At 60.1% G+C, this 16,863-nt stretch carries 16 protein-coding genes; 8 read left to right on the top strand and 8 right to left on the bottom strand.

From position 1 onward, the window contains the following. Positions 1–94: 94 nt before the first annotated feature. From AC2FMY_RS05035 to AC2FMY_RS05020, 4 genes are all read right to left on the bottom strand, one after another. Complete coding sequence (locus AC2FMY_RS05035) at positions 95–1,096, bottom strand: molybdopterin-binding protein (protein ID WP_496807071.1); 1,002 nt, start codon at positions 1,094–1,096, stop codon at positions 95–97. Continuing rightward, positions 1,093–2,061 carry an XdhC family protein gene (locus AC2FMY_RS05030; protein ID WP_496745929.1) on the bottom strand — a complete coding sequence of 323 codons (969 nt, stop codon included), beginning with the start codon at positions 2,059–2,061 and terminating at the stop codon, positions 1,093–1,095. Before AC2FMY_RS05030 ends, AC2FMY_RS05035 begins: the two co-directional genes overlap by 4 nt. 139 nt (positions 2,062–2,200) lie before the next feature. Further along, positions 2,201–2,791 carry a DUF6691 family protein gene (locus tag AC2FMY_RS05025; protein WP_496745927.1) on the bottom strand — a complete coding sequence of 197 codons (591 nt, stop codon included), beginning with the start codon at positions 2,789–2,791 and terminating at the stop codon, positions 2,201–2,203. A gap of 2 nt (positions 2,792–2,793) precedes the next feature. Further along, a complete protein-coding gene (locus AC2FMY_RS05020) occupies positions 2,794–3,345 on the bottom strand; it encodes a YeeE/YedE thiosulfate transporter family protein (protein WP_480749647.1) in 552 nt (183 codons plus the stop codon). A gap of 211 nt (positions 3,346–3,556) precedes the next feature. Between AC2FMY_RS05020 and AC2FMY_RS05015 the strand changes: the two genes are divergently transcribed. The 8 genes from AC2FMY_RS05015 (at position 3,557) to AC2FMY_RS04980 (ending at position 12,505) form a co-directional block, all read left to right on the top strand. Next, positions 3,557–4,060 carry a hypothetical protein gene (locus AC2FMY_RS05015; RefSeq protein ID WP_496745925.1) on the top strand — a complete coding sequence of 168 codons (504 nt, stop codon included), beginning with the start codon at positions 3,557–3,559 and terminating at the stop codon, positions 4,058–4,060. 194 nt (positions 4,061–4,254) lie between these two features. Further along, on the top strand, positions 4,255–4,470 hold the full coding sequence (locus AC2FMY_RS05010; protein ID WP_480749645.1) for a GDCCVxC domain-containing (seleno)protein: 216 nt from the start codon (positions 4,255–4,257) through the stop codon (positions 4,468–4,470). A 117-nt stretch (positions 4,471–4,587) separates the two neighbouring features. Then, positions 4,588–5,907 (top strand): glutamine synthetase family protein, encoded by a 1,320-nt coding sequence (locus tag AC2FMY_RS05005; RefSeq protein ID WP_496807070.1) that lies wholly within the window; start codon positions 4,588–4,590, stop codon positions 5,905–5,907. A 59-nt stretch (positions 5,908–5,966) separates the two neighbouring features. Beyond that, positions 5,967–6,647: a type 1 glutamine amidotransferase gene (locus AC2FMY_RS05000; RefSeq protein WP_496745921.1), complete on the top strand. Its 681-nt coding sequence runs from the start codon at positions 5,967–5,969 to the stop codon at positions 6,645–6,647. Continuing rightward, the gene (locus tag AC2FMY_RS04995; RefSeq protein WP_496745920.1) at positions 6,647–8,005 is read left to right on the top strand and encodes a glutamine synthetase family protein; all 1,359 of its coding nucleotides are present in this window, start codon (positions 6,647–6,649) and stop codon (positions 8,003–8,005) included. Before AC2FMY_RS05000 ends, AC2FMY_RS04995 begins: the two co-directional genes overlap by 1 nt. Positions 8,006–8,063: 58 nt before the next feature. After that, positions 8,064–9,368, top strand: coding sequence for an NAD(P)/FAD-dependent oxidoreductase (locus tag AC2FMY_RS04990; RefSeq protein ID WP_496807069.1), 1,305 nt, complete (start codon positions 8,064–8,066; stop codon positions 9,366–9,368). A gap of 110 nt (positions 9,369–9,478) precedes the next feature. Further along, positions 9,479–10,693, top strand: a complete 1,215-nt coding sequence (locus AC2FMY_RS04985; protein WP_480749640.1) for a DegT/DnrJ/EryC1/StrS family aminotransferase — start codon at positions 9,479–9,481, stop codon at positions 10,691–10,693. 87 nt (positions 10,694–10,780) lie between these two features. Further along, complete coding sequence (locus AC2FMY_RS04980; RefSeq protein WP_496807068.1) at positions 10,781–12,505, top strand: adenylate/guanylate cyclase domain-containing protein; 1,725 nt, start codon at positions 10,781–10,783, stop codon at positions 12,503–12,505. Positions 12,506–12,509: 4 nt separating this feature from the next. Here AC2FMY_RS04980 and phaR read toward each other — a convergent pair whose 3' ends face one another. From phaR to AC2FMY_RS04960, 4 genes are all read right to left on the bottom strand, one after another. Next, complete coding sequence (phaR, locus tag AC2FMY_RS04975) at positions 12,510–13,067, bottom strand: polyhydroxyalkanoate synthesis repressor PhaR (RefSeq protein WP_480749638.1); 558 nt, start codon at positions 13,065–13,067, stop codon at positions 12,510–12,512. Between the two features lie 216 nt (positions 13,068–13,283). Then, positions 13,284–14,081 (bottom strand): FkbM family methyltransferase, encoded by a 798-nt coding sequence (locus AC2FMY_RS04970; RefSeq protein WP_496807067.1) that lies wholly within the window; start codon positions 14,079–14,081, stop codon positions 13,284–13,286. A gap of 329 nt (positions 14,082–14,410) precedes the next feature. Next, positions 14,411–14,857, bottom strand: a complete 447-nt coding sequence (locus AC2FMY_RS04965) for a phasin family protein (protein WP_480749636.1) — start codon at positions 14,855–14,857, stop codon at positions 14,411–14,413. A 131-nt stretch (positions 14,858–14,988) separates the two neighbouring features. Beyond that, positions 14,989–16,791 (bottom strand): PHA/PHB synthase family protein, encoded by a 1,803-nt coding sequence (locus AC2FMY_RS04960; RefSeq protein ID WP_480749635.1) that lies wholly within the window; start codon positions 16,789–16,791, stop codon positions 14,989–14,991. Positions 16,792–16,863: the final 72 nt, after the last annotated feature.

Raw genomic sequence — 16,863 nt, 5'->3', positions numbered from 1 at the left:
GAGAACAAAAATATTTGTCAATTTTCCGGGCAAGCTTCGCGCCTGGCCTGCACCATCTAAGCCAGCTTGGAACGGTGCCAAAAGTGCCGTTGCGTCACTTTGCTTTGCCTGCGCGCGGCTGCGGACGCGTGGGGATTTCCTTGAGCAAACCACCCACGCCCATGGCGGCGATATCCGCACCAGTGGTTTGGATTCCGCAAGCCACGCGCGACAGCACCCAGTCGGCTCCGTTCAACGCCGGAGAGCGCGCGCACCCCGGCAGGCCGATCACCGGGCGCGCGCCAATCAGCCCCAAAAACAGCAGGTTGCCCGGATCGACCGGCATGCCGAACCGGTCGACTTGCCCCCCGGCGGCGCGCACCGCGTCCGGCGCAACATCATGCGGGTCCGAAGTAGCCGAGCCGGTGAGGATCAAGACGATGTCCCCACGCACCACGGCAAGCGCCTCAGCAAGATCCTGCATCGTGTGCGGCACGGTCCGGATATCCGCCAGTTCCATGCCCAGCGTCTCGATTCGGGCGCGGACCGATGCGATGCCCTTGTCGTTCGGCGGGCCGCCGGGAATGTCGGTGACCACCAGACCGGCAGAGGCATGCACTGGCCGAACCAGCCGGATCGCACCTTGCGCCAGCGATGCAGCCCGTTCGACATCGATGCCCGGCACGGCATAGGAAATCACCTTGATCGTCGCCACCATGCCGCCCGCGTCCATCTGCTGATATTGCGGCACAGTGGCGACGGTGATCATCGGATGCACCTGATTGAACTTCTCGATGGCCGCAACATCCAGCACGACCACACCGGGACCGTCGGCCAGAATGTTGACCCGACCGGTGAACGGCTCCGTCACACGAACGTTGGCCTTTTCGGGATCGGGCACCAGGGCTGCGGCCAGGGTTTGTGCCGCCTCGTTTTCGTGGCAATCGCCGGGTTCCATCCGCGCCACGATCACCTCGACGACACCCGCCCGGGACAAATCCTCCAGATGATCCGCGCCCAGCGTGATGCCCTTGCGCAGCTTGCGTTCACCGGCCTTCACCGAATGCGCGAGGATCGCGCCTTTGGCTTGCGCGACGGGGATCGGACCGAATTTCACGCCTTGCCCCGCAGCACGGCCGTCATCTCGGCCAGGACCGAAACGGCGATTTCCGCCGGCCCCGCGGCACCGATATCCAGACCGACAGGCCCGTGAATGCGCGCGATATCCGCGTCATTGAAACCTGCGGCCTTCATCCGCTCCACCCGCTTGCCTTGGGTGCGGCTCGACCCGAGCGCGCCGACATAGAAAACGTCCGCCCGCAAGGCCGCCTTCAACGCGGGATCATCCAGTTTGGGATCATGGGTCAGCAGCACCAGTGCCGTGCGCGCATCCAGCCCGAGCTTTGCAACCGCCTCGTCCGGCCAGTCTGTGAGGATCGTCTCGCCCGGAAACCGTTTGGCCGACGCAAACGCCTCGCGCGGGTCGATGATCACCGGGTCATAACCCGCGATGCGGGCCATCGGCACCAGCGCCTGCGCGATATGGACAGCACCGACGACGATCAGGCGCAAGGGCGGGTTGTGCACGGCCACAAAGGTCTGGCCGTCCTCTTCAAAGCCCGACCGATCCATGCGCATGCGCTCGGCATAGGCGCCGCGCTTCAACTCCCGATGGCCGGTGGCCAGGTTGACCTCATAGGCCAGCGGCTGACGCCCGGCCCGCGCGGTTACGAGTTCTGCCAGCATCACCTCGGGCAGAACCGATCCGACCGGCTCCACCAGCACGCGGATGGTGCCTCCACAGGCCAGGCCGACGGCAAAGGCGTCTTCGTCGCTGACGCCGAACTCCAGAAGGCGGGCCTCGCCCTCGTCGATGGCCTCCAACGCCTCGACGATCACCGCGCCCTCGACGCAGCCGCCCGAAACCGATCCCTCGATACGCCCGTCACCACCGATGGCCAGTTGCGCTCCGACCCGGCGGGGCGCGCTGCCCCAGGTCTCGACCACGGTCGCCAATGCCGCGCCGGTACCCTTCCGGTGCCAGCGCAATGCGGTTTCGGGACTGTTGTCGAATCGGTCCATCTGCTCCTCCCAGGGTCCTTGCGTCCAACATAGGGAGGAATCGGGCAATGAAAAGCGGCCCGGCGGGAACACGGAACGCCGGGCCGCACACACGTGGCGGGAATGATAGCGCGAGTCGCCACGCGTATTCTGTAGGCGCTTATTCGGCGGGTTGGGTCTCGGCCGCCTGTCCGACCAGCCGCTCAGGCAGGATAAAGGCCACAAGGATGAAAACCAGGCCAAGCGCGATGCCCAGAACATCCCCGGGCAGCCCCGTCAACCCATCGAACTTCGATCCCGGAACCGTGCCCAACGTGACCTTGCCGCCGGCGATGTCGCTTAACAGACCCGAGGCTTTCCATGCTGGATACGTCACCATATAGGCTGCGGCGCCCAGCAACCCGCCGGCAATGAAAAACAGCGCATCCTTGCGTCCGGATGCTGCGGCGACAACGCCGGTGCCCGGGCAATACCCCGAAAACGCCCAGCCCGCGCCCAGCAAAAGACCGCCAATAAACACGCCGACATAGGCCGACTTGACCGACATATGCCCCACATCGACCAGACCCAGCATCTGGCCGCCAAACATCAGGACCGAACCGGTGCCGATCGCCAGCAGGATCGCCTTGGCAAGGTTGAGATTGGTCAGGTTCAGCATCGCATTGATATAAGAGGGGTTCGCGGCCCCCACCCGATCAAGCACCACTCCAAAGGCGGCGCCGATCAGCAGGGCAAGAAGAATCGAAGTCATGGTCAGACCTCCTTTCTGAACATCATGATCGAAACGGGTATGGCGGCGGCAAAGGCTCCGGCGGCAAAGATGTAACCGCTGAGCGCCGTCTGCATCATCCCCGACATCATGTGGCCGGATGTGCATCCCCCCGCCAGGCGCGCGCCGTACAGAACGACGAAACCGCCCAGGAACGCGGCGGCATAGCGTTTGACCGGGCTGTCCCCGAAATTGGCGCGCCAGAGGGCGGGCATGGTGCGTTCGGACGCGCTCAGACCGCCGCGTGCCAGCACAGACAGGAACCCGCCGATCATCATGGCGATCACGAAGACAAAGGAATAGTTGAGCGGATTGGCAACCGATTTGGCGTATTTGCCACCCGATTTCGCCAGATAGGCGTTGGTCGAGGTGTACCCCTCGTCCGTTTGGGTGACGAGTTCCGGATTGACGATATCCGCCACAATCCCGTCAAGGATCACGAATTGCGTCGAAACACCGATGGGCTTGACCAGCAGGACGGCGGCAAAAAAGACCAGTCCCAGCAAAAGCCCTCCGGTTTTCCAGTTCAAAGGCATGGCGTTTCCTTTCGGATTTCACATTCTGCTATCAGAATATAATTCATATTCCAAGAACTGCATGACATAGATCAAGTTCGGATATCTCGGCATGGAGATTTCCGTTTGACAAAACCCGGGCTGGCGTGGCGATCATTGCCCCCGGGGCGCTCCGGCAAGGTCAGGGCTTTCGTTATCTGACAACCGGGCGCCGGAACATGGAGGAAAATCATTGAGTTTTCGTACAACAACAATTGCCCTGGCATTTGGCGCATTGGCGCCTTTGAGTGCTTTGGCCGACACATTTGAGCGATATGGCGAAGTCGAGGGATGGAAGGTCTTCATCGACAACGAAAAGAAATCCTGCCTGATCGAAGCCGTCGACGAGGCCGAGAACGTAGTCCAGATGGGCCTGACCGACGACCGCGGAGTCGCATATGTCGGTGTGTTCACCAAGGCCGAAACCAAAATCAAGAAAGGCGAGAAAGAGGGCGTTGCCATCCTTCTTGGCGACAACCTTTATGTCGGAGAAGCCACCGGCATGCGCGGGAACATAACCAAGGGGTATTCCGGCGGATATGTCCTGACCGACGATCCCGGCTTTGTCGATGCGGTAGCCAAGGAAAAGGTCATGGCGGTGTTCCCTGAAAAAGAGTTCGGATTCACCGTCGATCTGACTGGAACCTACAAGGCCATCGAAATGGCAAGGGAATGCAACGCCAAACAGTTGCAATAGCAACAGAACGCATTGAGCGCGTTTATTGAATGTCTTGTTGAGGGGCAGCGCCCCTCAACGCAACTCGGACGGCGCGCCTGGGAGGCACTCGATCTGCAATCCCTCGCACAATCGCGATTGGACAATCCAGACCGAGGGAACCAGATTCCGTCCCGACGCCTGCCTGCCCGGCGTTTCTTGGTTCCGAGGCCCGTATGACCGATCTCGTTCTTCAAAGCACCCTCACCTGCCCGATTTGCGGCCATGCGCAGGATGAAGTCATGCCGACAGACAGTTGCCAGTGGTTCTATGAGTGCACGTCCTGCGAGACCCTGTTGAAGCCAAAGCCGGGCGACTGCTGCGTGTTCTGTTCCTACGGCACTGTCCCCTGCCCGCCCATCCAGGACGGCCAAAGTTGTTGCGGATCCTGAACCAGTTCCTAACAACCGCCCGCCGGTCGGTTTCAGAGCTGGAAATAATTTGATCAAATGTCGTGACAAGTCATTTTTGCTCGGCTACATCTCTTGCCAAGAGCAATGGAGATACCCATGGACCTGAGCACCCTGCACACTTTCCGCGTCGCGGCTTGCGATCTGAACGGTCAGATGCGTGGCAAGCGCGTTCCGCCCGGTTACGCGGGCAAGCTCGACAAGGGCGCAGTGCGGATGCCGTATTCGGCGCTCAACGTCGATCTGTGGGGATCGGACATTGACGACAGCCCCCTGGTCTTCGAATCCGGCGACGCGGACGGCACCTTGTTGCCAACTGATCGCGGCCCGGTGCCGATGCCCTGGCTCGAAACACCCACCGCGCTGGTCCCGATGTGCCTGTTTCACGACAATGGCACCCCGTTTGCCGGCGATCCGCGCCATGCCCTTGCCGCCGTTCTCGACCGCTATGCCCGGCGGGGATGGTCCGTGGTTGCGGCGACCGAGCTTGAATTCACTCTGCTGGACGCGTCGGGGGAAAGCCCAAGACCGCCGCGCAACCCGATCACAAAGCGGCGTCTGGTCAACGAATCCGTGCTGTCGATGGCCGAAATGGATGCATTCGACGCCTTCTTTACCGAGCTTTACGACGGTTGCGAAGCGATGGGCATTCCCGCGCAAACCGCCATTTCCGAAAGCGGCATTGGCCAGTTCGAGATCAACCTGAACCACCAGGCCGCCATGCGCTGTGCCGATGATACGTGGCTATTCAAGGCGTTGGTGCGCGGCCTTGCGCGCAAGCACGGATTTGCCGCCACCTTCATGGCAAAACCCTATGCCGATGACGCAGGTAACGGAATGCATGTGCATTTCTCCGTTCTTGACGCGGTGGGCAAAAACATCTTCGACAACGGCGGATCCGAAGGCACCCCGGAATTGCTTTCCGCAGTCGCGGGATGCCTCGCCGCAATGCCGGGCAGTTCGCTGATCTTCGCGCCCCACGGCAACTCCTATGACCGACTGGTTCCCGGCGCACACGCACCGACAGGGGCTTGCTGGGCTTACGAAAACCGCACTGCCGCCATCCGTATCCCCGGCGGCGCACCGGTGGCGCGCAGGATCGAGCATCGGGTCGCAGGTGGCGACATCAACCCTTACCTGATGCTATCCGTTGTGCTTGGCGCAGCCCTTGTCGGCATCGAGGATTCCCTGACCCCGCCCGCCCCGATCTCGGGCAACGCCTACAAGATAGAAGGGCTGCCCCAACTCGCGTCGGATTGGTCTGCGGCGGTTTCAGCTTTCGAAACCGACCCGATGATCGCCCGTATCCTGTCAGCGGATCTGATCCGCTTCATGGCGATGACAAAGCGTCAGGAAATCCTCCGCTTCGCGGACCGCCCCGCCGAGTCGCACTGGCTCAGCTATCTGGAGGCCGTCTGACCCCCCTTGTCGGGTCAGCTCAGATCGGCTAGGTTTAATTTGATCAAATTTGGTGACTCATGAAAATCGGCATTCTTCAAACCGGCCATGCCCCGGACATGCTCATCGACAGCACGGGCGATTATGACGCCATGTTCCGCGCGCTTCTGGGCGGCAACGGGTTCGAGTTTGTAACCTACGCGGTCGTCGACGGCGTCTTTCCACAAGGCCCCGGCGATGCCGATGGCTGGGTGATCACCGGTTCTCGCCACGGGGCTTACGAGGATCTTCCATGGATTCCGAAACTCGAGACCCTGATCCGGGAAATCCGGCAACAGGGGCAGCCGCTGATCGGCGTCTGCTTCGGCCATCAGATCATTGCGCAGGCGCTTGGCGGCAAGGTTGAAAAATTCAAGGGCGGCTGGGCCGTCGGGCGCACCGACTATGATCTGAACGGGGATACCGTCACCCTGAACGCCTGGCATCAGGATCAGGTGACGGAACTTCCCGAAGGGGCAACCGTGCTGGGCAGCAACCAGTTTTGCCGCAACGCGGTGGTGGCCTATGGCGACACCATCTGGACGGTTCAGCCACACCCCGAATATGACAACGACTTCCTGCATGGCCTGATGCGCACACGCGGCAAGGGTGTGGTGCCCGACGATCTGCTGCTCGAGGCAGCGAACCGGCAGGACGGACCAAACGACAGCAAGGCCATCGGACGCTTCATGGCCGATTTTTTGAGGAAAGAGAGGGCCTGATGGCCGATTGGACTGACAACTTACCGCAATCCGCCCGCGATTTTCTCGAAGGGCGGCGGCTGGACGAAGTCGAATGTATCATCTCGGACCTGCCCGGCATTGCCCGCGGCAAGGCGGTACCCGCATCGAAATTCGCACGCCAAACCTATTTCCACCTGCCTGACAGCATCTTCTACCAGACCATCACCGGCGACTGGGGCGAAGCTGCGGGCGAGGACGGGTTCATCGAACGCGACATGATCCTCAAACCGGACATGTCCACCGCCACGGCCGCGCCCTGGACGGGCGACTGGACGCTGCAGGTGATCCACGACGCCTATGACCGCGACGGCGACCCGATTCCGTTCAGCCCGCGCAACGTGCTGAAACGGGTGGTGCAGCTTTATCTCGACAAGGGCTGGAAACCGATCGTCGCGCCCGAGATGGAATTCTATCTGGTGGCACGTAACATCGACCCCGCCAAGGAAATCGAGCCGATGATGGGCCGCTCCGGCCGCCCGGCGGCGGCGCGACAGGCCTATTCGATGACCGCGGTCGACGAATTCGGCCCCGTGATCGACGATATCTATGACTTCGCCGAGGCACAGGGGTTCGAAATCGACGGCATCACCCAGGAAGGCGGCGCCGGTCAGCTCGAGATCAACCTGCGCCACGGCAACCCCGTGAAACTGGCCGACGAGGTGTTCTACTTCAAGCGCCTGATCCGCGAAGCCGCGCTGCGTCACGACTGCTTTGCCACCTTCATGGCCAAGCCGATCGAGGATGAGCCGGGATCGGCGATGCATATCCACCATTCGATCGTGGATATCGAAACCGGGCAGAACCTGTTCTCGGGACCGCAAGGGGGCGAAACCGACGCCTTCTATCACTTCATCGCCGGTCTGCAGAACCACATGCCGGCCGGTCTGGCGGTGATGGCGCCCTATGTGAACTCGTACCGGCGCTATGTGAAGGATCACGCCGCCCCCATCAACCTGGAATGGGGCCGCGACAACCGCACCACCGGCATCCGCGTGCCCCTGTCGGGGCCCGAAAGCCGCCGCATCGAAAACCGCATTGCCGGGATGGATTGCAACCCTTATCTGGGCATCGCGCTGTCGCTGGCCTGCGGGTATCTGGGCCTGATCGAACAGGAACGCCCGCGCCGCCAATTCTATGGCGACGCCTATGAGGGCGATGGCGACATCCCGCAGGTCATGGGCAATGCACTGGATCTCTTCGACGAGGCCGAAAAGCTGCACGAGGTGCTGGGCCCGGAATTCGCGCGCGTCTATGGCATCGTGAAGCGGGCGGAATACGAGGAGTTCCTGCAGGTGATTTCGCCGTGGGAGCGCGAGCACCTTCTGCTCAACGTCTGAACCGGGCGGCGCGGTCGCGCATTTCCAGATGGGAAACGAGTAAAAGACAGGGGGCGGGATGAACCTGCTGTACAGCAATGACCGGCGCGGAAAGTTCCCGCCCAGTTGGTACGCGGCAACGGCGCATGCACAGGCCCCCTGCCCGCCGCTGAGCGGCGATGTGCGGGCGGATGTCTGCGTGGTGGGCGGTGGCTATACCGGCCTCTCTGCCGCGCTGCACCTGGCCGAGGCCGGGTTCGATGTCGTGCTGCTCGAAGCGCATCGCGTTGGCTTTGGCGCCTCGGGGCGCAACGGCGGGCAACTGGGCAGCGCGCAGCGGATGGATCAGGAAGATCTTGAAAAACTTATGGGCGGCGACGACGCGGCCAGGCTGTGGGATTTGGCCGAGGATGCCAAGACGCTGGTCAAGGATCTGATTGCCCGCCACGATATCGACTGCGATCTGAAACCCGGCATTGCCACTTTTGGGTTCAGCGATGCCGAACGGCGCGGCCTGCACGACCATGCCGAACACCTGCGCGCTCGCTACGGCTATGACCAGATCGAAGCACTGGACGCCGAGGCAGCACAGGGTCTCTGCCCGTCCCCGGCCTACCGGGGCGGCTATCTGGACATGGGGGCGGCGCATCTGCACCCGTTGAATTTCGCGCTGGGGCTTGCCCGCGCGGCGCAAGCGGCGGGCGTTCGCATCTTTGAACAGACCGAAGTGCTGGATATCGAAGAGGCCCGCCCGGCCAGGGTGCGCACGGCCAACGGCTCGATAACGGCCGAGCATGTGGTTTTGGCCTGCAACGGCTATCTGGGTACGCTGAACCGGAAAGTGGCCTCGCGCGTGATGCCGATCAACAACTTCATCGCTGCGACCGAGCCCCTGGGAGAGGATGCCGCGAAAGTACTGACCCGCGATGTGGCCGTTGCCGACACCAAATTCGTGGTGAACTACTTCCGTCTCAGCGGCGATGGCCGGCTTCTGTTCGGTGGCGGCGAAAGTTATGGCTATCGCTTTCCATCCGACATTGCCGCCAAGGTGCGCAAGCCGATGGTCGAAATCTTCCCGCATCTGCGCGATATCCGCATCGACTATGCCTGGGGCGGCACGCTGGCCATCACCATGCGCCGCATGCCCTATCTGACCCGCCTGGCCCCCAACATCCTGTCAGCCTCGGGTTATTCCGGCCACGGCGTCGGCACGGCGACCCATGCCGGGCAACTCATGGCGTTGGCGATTCAGGGACAGGCCAAGGGGTTCGACACCATGTCTCGCGTGCCCGCCATGCCCTTCCCCGGCGGCCCCGCCCTTCGCAATCCGCTGCTGGTTCTGGCCATGACCTGGTTCTCGCTGCGGGACCGTCTCGGCGTCTGAGCCATAATCGTGACAGTTGAGTGAAATTTCGCCGAAACGGCAAAATCAGCCTTGGCATTGCCGTATCCTGAATTTACTTTTTCAGAAGTTAGAATTCAGGAAAGCTAAATATGATACAGCCGCCCAACGTTCACGACGCCGAACCCATCCCCACCGCCGCCCGCGACGCCATCGACGCGCTGCTGCAATCCGGTGACCTGTTCCGCTATACCGCGCCGCAGGACGCGCCCGTGGCGCTGCTCGAAACCGAGTTTGCCGAACTTCTGGGCGCGAAATACGCGCTGGCGGTATCTTCCTGCTCTGCCGCTCTGTTCCTGTCTCTCAAGGCGCTGGGTCTGCCGCGCGACGCTCGCGTGCTGATCCCCGGCTTTACCTTTGCCGCTGTGCCGTCCTCTGTCGTGCATGCCGACTGCATTCCGGTGCTCTGTGAAGTGGGCGGTAATTATCGAATTGATATCAATGATTTCACCGCCAAACTGGACAACGTGCAGGCGGTCATCATCAGCCACATGCGCGGCCATACCTCGGACATGGACAGGATCATGGAGCTGTGCGACGCGCGCGGCATCCCGGTGATCGAAGATGCGGCGCATTCGCTTGGCACCACCTGGGCGGATCGCAATGTCGGCACCATCGGCAAGGTCGGCTGTTTCTCGTTTCAGTCCTACAAGATGATCAACGCCGGCGAAGGCGGCATCCTGATCACCGATGATGCCGATCTGATCGCACAGGCCGTCATCATGTCGGGCGCCTATGAACACAACTGGAAAAAGCACAAAGGCCCGCGTGGCGACAACTCGCCCGAGCTGGAACAGGCCTTTGCCCGCTGGCAGAACAAGCTGCCACTCTACAATCTGCGCATGAGCAATCTCAGCGCCGCGGTGATCCGCCCGCAACTGCCGGAACTTGCGCGCCGCGTCTTCCACGGGCTGATCAACCACGATTATGTGGCCGATCGCCTGCAGGCCTCGCCCCATATCCGCGTCCCCGCACCGCTGGCCCCCGAACGCCGCGCCCCGGATTCGATCCAGTTCAATCTTGTCGGCCTGACCGAAGACGAAATTCGCGCTTTTGCGGCTGCGGCAGAGGCCCGCGGTGTCAAGGTTCAGGTTTTCGGCCTGAGCGAGGACAACGCCCGCGCCTTCTGGAACTGGCAGTTCCTGCCCGAACAGGTCGAGTTGCCCCGGACCCGCGCCATGTTGATGCAGGCCTGCGACGTACGCCTGCCGGTGCGCCTGACGCGTGACGAACTGGACGCAATTGCCGACATCCTGCTGGCCGCGATGACAGAGGCGACGCACCCCGTTCCCGTCTACGGCACCTGACACGCCACCTTTGTTGTAGGCAAGTTACCGTTTTTCTGTTGGAATACCCGGTAGTGGGCAAACCTGCCCGCCAACCGGAGGAATCTGATGCCGCGCCGACTGGCCGCCATTCTCGCCGCTGATGTGGTTGGCTTTTCCGCGCTGATGGCGCGCGACGAACAAGGCACCCTGTCCCGGCTCATCAAACTGCGCCAGACCGTGTTCGACCCTCTGGTCACGCAGCATTCGGGCCGGATCGTCAAGTTGATGGGCGACGGCGCACTGGTCGAGTTCGCCAGTGTCGCCGATGCCGTTTCCTGTGCCATCGCCGTTCAGACGCGGTTGCGCGAAGATGCGGCGCAGGACCTGCGCCTGCGCATCGGCGTCAATCTTGGCGACATCATCAACGAGGCGGGCGACATCTATGGCGACGGCGTCAACCTTGCCGCCCGGCTTGAAACCTTGGCCGAACCCGGCGGCATCTGCATATCGGACATCGTCCGGCAGGGAATCGGCCAACGCATCGAGGCCGCGTTCCAGGACGCCGGGCCGCAGAGCCTGAAAAACATCGACCACCCGGTGCGCGTGCATCATTGGATTGCGGATCGGCCAAAAGCACCCAGCCCACAAGCCGCGGCACCGGACAATCCCGGCATTGCGGTTCTCGCCTTCGACAACATGTCGACCGATCCCGAGCAGGAATATTTCTCGGACGGCATCGCCGAAGACATCATCACCGCCCTGTCGCATTTCCGCGAATTTTTCGTCATCGCCCGCAACACCACCTTTACCTACAAGGGTCAGGCCATCCGTGTCGATCAGGTCTGCCGCGAACTTGGCGTGCGTTACCTTCTCGAAGGCAGTGTGCGCAAGGCCGGCAACCGCGTGCGGGTCACCGCGCAGTTGATCGACGGCGCCACCGGCGCGCATATCTGGGCCGATCGCTATGACCGCGCCATCGACGACATCTTTGCGGTTCAGGATGAGATCACGCAGGCCATCGTGTCCGCGGTCGCACCTGAGACGCTGGGGGCCGAAACCCAGCGCGCTCGCGCCAAGCGGCCCGACAAGCTCTCGTCATGGGACAAGGTGCTTCAGGCCCGCTGGCACCTGGGAAAGTTCACACAATCCGACAACGACACTGCCCGCAAGCTGCTGACCGAGGCCATCGCATCCGATCCCAATCTCGGCGACGCGCATGCGGGTATCGCTGTGTGTGATCTGGTCGCCATGCTGCATATCTGGCGCAGGGACACCAATGCCGCCATCCAATCCGCCAGGTCCGCTGCGGAAATCGCCGTCGATTTGGACAGCAACAACGCGCATGCCCATGCGCTGCTCGGGATGGCCAACCAATTCGCCCGCGAATTTGAAGACGCCGAAACCCATCTGGGTCGCGCCGTCACGCTGAACCCCAATCTTGCGACCGGCTACGGCAACTTTGCCGCATTATATGGTGTGAGCGGTCAATTCGAGGAGTCGCGTGCAGCCTTTGAACGTGCCATCGCTCTTTCGCCCCGTGATCCCTTGCGCGCATTCTGGCGCGGAGGATACGGGATTGCGGCCTATGTCTCGGGTCAATACGAGATTTGCGTCGAAAACGCCCGCACCGGATTGAAGGACACGCCCGCCTATGCCTCTCTGATGCGGCAGGAGGCGGCCGCGCTGGGCATGCTGGGGCTGACGGAGGAGGCACAGGCATCCGTCGTCCGGTTGCTGGAAAAAATGCCAGGTCTGACGATTTCCCAAGTGCGCCAGATCGTTCCCGTTCGCTACCAAGAAGATTGGGAAAGATGGTTGGAAGGCCTGCGCCGCGCGGGCCTTCCCGAATAGACCATCAGCTCAGCTTTGACAGCTTGTTCTGCAACTCGGCCAGCTGCTTCTTGATCTCGTCCAGATCCTCGCCCTTTTCCGATTTCTCTTCCTCGTCGGGTTTTCCCGGCGCCGACCAGTTTCCGGACAAACCGCCCGTCATCGCCTTCAGAAACGCCTGTTGCTGCGCCTGCATCGCCTCGAACCCGGGAATCTTGCTCATCGGGTTCATTGCGTTCATGTTCTCCATCATCTTGGTCTGGCTTTCGCGCAGCATCTCGAACGAGCTTTGCAGGAATTGCGGCATCATACCCCCACCGGGCAGCATGTAGCTGCGCACCAGATCGTTGAGCACCCCCACCGGCAGAACGTTTTCGCCTCGGCTTTCATGTTCGGCAATGATTTGAAGCAGATATTGACGGGTCAGGTCATCACCGCTTTTCAGATCGACGATCTGAACCTCGCGCCCGCTCCGGATGAAACCGGCGATATCTTCCAGCGTCACGTAGTCGCTGGTTTCCGTGTTATAAAGCCGTCGGCTGGCATAGCGTTTGATCAGCAGCGGTTTTTCCTGTTCAGCCACCCCGTTCCCTCCCAAGGATGATGCAATGCAGCAGAGGTTATGCGAGTGCAGAAGAAAAAGAAAGACCGACGAAACCGGGTGGAGACTGGATGATCCAGAACCGCAGCCCCACGTTGTGAACGAGGGAGCCTCCGAGCGGCAGGCTACGGTCTTTGGCATTCCATCGGTGGCAATCAGCACAACCGGCCGATACCGATCCGAATTCTAATCCATTGATCAGGTTGGCGCCTGCTCGACAAGATCACGCATCCGACTATGCACAGAGTCCACCAATTCCCTGTGCTCTGCGACCACATCTTTTCTGGCATACACGATATTGAACTGGTCAACATATTCGATGTCGCCAACGATAGGGACGAAGCCCTCCCCCTCGAGCAAAGAGGCAACTTCAAGATACGTTCTCTGATCCCGCCAACGTGGACGGTGTTCCATCTCAACCTTGAGAATTAAGGTTTCTGGATCTCCAAGCGTTTTCTCTGCGCCCTTCAGAACCTCGAAAGCAAATCCTTCAACATCCACCCAAAGCGCCAAACTGCCTTTCAGCCCATGGTTCAATCGCAAATCATCTATCGTAGTCGTCTGAACCTTGATTGTTGTTTCACCATCCGTCTTTGATCGAAATGATGCAGCCCCCAGATTCTTGTCGGGGATATGAAAATCAAGTGTTCCAGCCTTTTCCGCAAGCCCTACGTTCAGAACCTCTGCGCCAAGCTCGCTCACGTTTCGCGTTTTGCGTTCAAAAATATCAGGGTTCGCTTCAATAGTAATGGCTCTTGCCCCGCCATTATTCAGAAATTTGCGTGAGGCCGTCGCCTCATGCGCTCCACATTCCATGAAATTCTGAATGCGCGCTTTCTCGAGAAAACTAAAGAAAAAGTCATCGAGAATTCGTGCACTTCCCTTTCTGTAGAATTTTGCGTTCCCACGGCGGTCTCGTTCCCCACACACACCCGCAAATAGTTGAAGGGTGTGGTTGCGAATTTCTTCAGTTGTCTTGTGCAATGGACTGTTCATTTCTTTCTAGATCCAGAGGGCTTTCTTTCTGCGGAAAACGGCAAATCCTACGCAGCGAATTTCCGGTCGGAAAATCTAGGGCCTTGACTTGGAAATCAAGTACTTTCGCAAATTCGTCAACTTAGACCTGGTGACTGGCAACAGTATCCTATTGCCTTCTTGTCCGGTGGTTCCGGACCAGCCCCAGTTCAATGTTGTCATCTCCGTTTCGGACTGGAAACTGACAAACACTCTTTGCCAACATGCCCAAAAAGAAAGGGCAGATCTTGCGATCTGCCCTCAGCGATTGCACCGATTTGGGAGGAGAGGGTGCAATTTCGCGGTCGTGCTTACTTGGCTGCCGAAGCTTTCTTGGCAGCAGCGGTCACCTCGTTGGTGGCCTTCTTGACAGCGGCGGTTGCATCTTCGGTGATGTCCTTGCCAGCGGCCATCAGCAGCTCGACGGTTTCGGTCTGAACTTTCTTGGCGATTTCAGCGAAAGCGGCCATGTTCTCGGCGGCAACTTCGGCCGAGGCGCTTGCGAAATCGGTTGCGGCTTTTGCGTAATCGGCCGGCTCTGCCTTGGCTTTCGACATCTCGGTCAGCTTGGCCAGGGTTTCCTTGGTCCACTTGTTCGAGATTTCAGCCGACTTCCCTGCAGCTTCCAGGGCAACGCCCGACAGCTTTTCGTTCAGGCTTGCGGTCGATTTGAACGCGTCTTCCATGGCTTTGGTGTCAACCGGGAATGCGCCCATCATGTCTTTCATGATCGCGGTAAAGTCTTGGGTCTTTGCCATTGTCCTAATCCTCTTTTGCTGTCCGGGCCCACCCCGGTGTTCATCAGCTTGAGAGGAATATGCTTTCTGCATCGCAGCATTTCAAGTTTTTTCTTGCTGCGATGCAGAAAAAATTTAGTTTCAAAATGAAATCAGTCGCTTGCCTTGACCGCGACGTAGGTTCCCGGGGCGGAGGTCAGGCGCGGGTGATCCGAATCGCCAGTATCGCGCGCGGGAACCTGCTTGCCCGACCGCGTCTTCAGCCAGGCTTCCCACATTGGCCACCAGGAGCCTTCATTGAAATCCGCTTCTTTCATCCAGGTGTCGGCATCAGCTTTCATGTCGGGATTGGTGTAATGGCCGTATTTCTTCTTGCTGGGCGGGTTGACGATGCCCGCGATATGGCCCGACTCCGAAACCACGAAGGTCTTTGACCGTGACCCCATCTGTTGCACCCCGCGATAGCAATCCTTCCACGCCGCAATGTGGTCGGTCTCGCACGTGATCGCCATCAGCGGAACATCCACATCCCGCACATGCAGCTTGTGCCCCATCAGTTCGAACCCGTCGGTGACGAACTCGTTGCGCTGGCACAGCCCGCGCAGGTATTGCATCGCCATCTTGCCCGGCAGGTTGGCCCCGTCGCCGTTCCAGTACAGCAGGTCGAAGGCGGGCGGTGTTTCCCCCATCATGTAGCTGCGGATCGCCGGAGAATAGATCAGGTCGTTCGAGCGCAGATAGGAAAAGGTGCGCGCCATGATCCACGACCGCAGAACGCCGTCCTTGGCCACCTGATCCTCGATCCCGTCGATGAAATCGTCCTGCAGGAACGGCGTGAACTCGCCCTGATCCGAGAAATCGGTCAGCGCGGTAAAGAAGGTGGCCGACTTCACCGACTTGTCGCCGCGCTGCTTGAGCAGCGACAGCGTCAGGCTCAGCGTCGTGCCGGCGATGCAATAGCCCACGGCATTGACCTGCTTGACATTGCAGATTTTCTTGACCTCTTCGATGGCGGTCAGGAACCCGTCCTGGATATAGTCCTCCATCCCGACGTCGGCGTAAGAGGAATCGGGGTTGACCCAGCTGACCACGAACAGGGTATAGCCCTGCTCGGTGATCCACTTGATCAGGCTGTTCTGCGCCTTGAGGTCAAGAATATAGAACTTGTTGATCCAGGGTGGGAACAGAACGATGGGGGTTTCGTGCACTGTCTCGGTGACCGGCTTGTACTGGATCAGTTCCATCATCCGGTTGCGATAAACGACATCGCCCGGCGTCGTGGCAATATTGCCGCCGATCTCGAACGCGTTCTCATCCGCCAGCCGCACAACAAGCTCGCCATTGTTGGCCTCAAGATCCGAGACCAGGTTTTCAAGCCCCTTGATCAGGGATTTCCCTTCGGTCTCGACGGCCTTTTCCAGCGCATCCGGGTTGGTTGCCAGGAAATTCGTTGGCGCCATCATGTCGATGATCTGCTTCGAGAAGTAATTCAGACGCCGGCGATCCTTGTCGTCGATATCCTCCACCGACGCGACCGCCTGCGCAATCGCTTCGGCGTTTGTCTGGTATTGCTGGCGGATCAGCCGGAAATAGGGGTTCGTGTCCCACAAAGGGTTGGAAAAGCGCCGATCTTTCGGGCCCTCGTCCTCTGACACCCCAGCGCCCTTTGCCATCGCCTGCTGCGCTGCGGCGAAATTCATCACCGATTTACCCCAATATTCGATCTGTTGTTCCAGCAACTTGGCGGGATTCTGCCAAGCCTCGGCCCAATAAGCCGTTGCTGCCTTTGCAAAAAGCTCTTGATTCGGGGCGTCCAGCGCCGGGGTATGCGGTTTTTTCCCGGCCATGATCTCGACAAGGCGCTTGGACAGCTCTTCGACCTTGGCCATGTTTTCTTTAAGCTGTTCAATATGTTCGCCACTCAGTTCCGGCGTCTTGTCGTCTGTAGTTGTCATTTTAAGGAAATCCCCCTAACCTCGCTGCTATGCAGAATAACGTCGTAGGTTGCTGGGGGCAAAGCGACGATT

The organism is Ruegeria sp. YKSE079 (assembly GCF_059612845.1).
This window is presented reverse-complemented; position numbering and strand designations above follow the sequence as displayed.

Bases quoted from the DNA above. Each gene is read 5' to 3' on its own strand.
- AC2FMY_RS04960 (WP_480749635.1), bottom strand. From the start codon at position 16,791: ATGACAACTACAGACGACAAGACGCCGGAACTGAGTGGCGAACATATT.
- AC2FMY_RS04980 (WP_496807068.1), top strand. From the start codon at position 10,781: ATGCCGCGCCGACTGGCCGCCATTCTCGCCGCTGATGTGGTTGGCTTT.
- AC2FMY_RS04970 (WP_496807067.1), bottom strand. From the start codon at position 14,081: ATGAACAGTCCATTGCACAAGACAACTGAAGAAATTCGCAACCACACC.
- AC2FMY_RS04990 (WP_496807069.1), top strand. From the start codon at position 8,064: ATGAACCTGCTGTACAGCAATGACCGGCGCGGAAAGTTCCCGCCCAGT.
- AC2FMY_RS05030 (WP_496745929.1), bottom strand. From the start codon at position 2,061: ATGGACCGATTCGACAACAGTCCCGAAACCGCATTGCGCTGGCACCGG.
- AC2FMY_RS05000 (WP_496745921.1), top strand. From the start codon at position 5,967: ATGAAAATCGGCATTCTTCAAACCGGCCATGCCCCGGACATGCTCATC.
- AC2FMY_RS04965 (WP_480749636.1), bottom strand. From the start codon at position 14,857: ATGGCAAAGACCCAAGACTTTACCGCGATCATGAAAGACATGATGGGC.
- AC2FMY_RS05005 (WP_496807070.1), top strand. From the start codon at position 4,588: ATGGACCTGAGCACCCTGCACACTTTCCGCGTCGCGGCTTGCGATCTG.
- AC2FMY_RS05020 (WP_480749647.1), bottom strand. From the start codon at position 3,345: ATGCCTTTGAACTGGAAAACCGGAGGGCTTTTGCTGGGACTGGTCTTT.
- AC2FMY_RS04995 (WP_496745920.1), top strand. From the start codon at position 6,647: ATGGCCGATTGGACTGACAACTTACCGCAATCCGCCCGCGATTTTCTC.
- AC2FMY_RS04985 (WP_480749640.1), top strand. From the start codon at position 9,479: ATGATACAGCCGCCCAACGTTCACGACGCCGAACCCATCCCCACCGCC.
- AC2FMY_RS05010 (WP_480749645.1), top strand. From the start codon at position 4,255: ATGACCGATCTCGTTCTTCAAAGCACCCTCACCTGCCCGATTTGCGGC.
- AC2FMY_RS05025 (WP_496745927.1), bottom strand. From the start codon at position 2,791: ATGACTTCGATTCTTCTTGCCCTGCTGATCGGCGCCGCCTTTGGAGTG.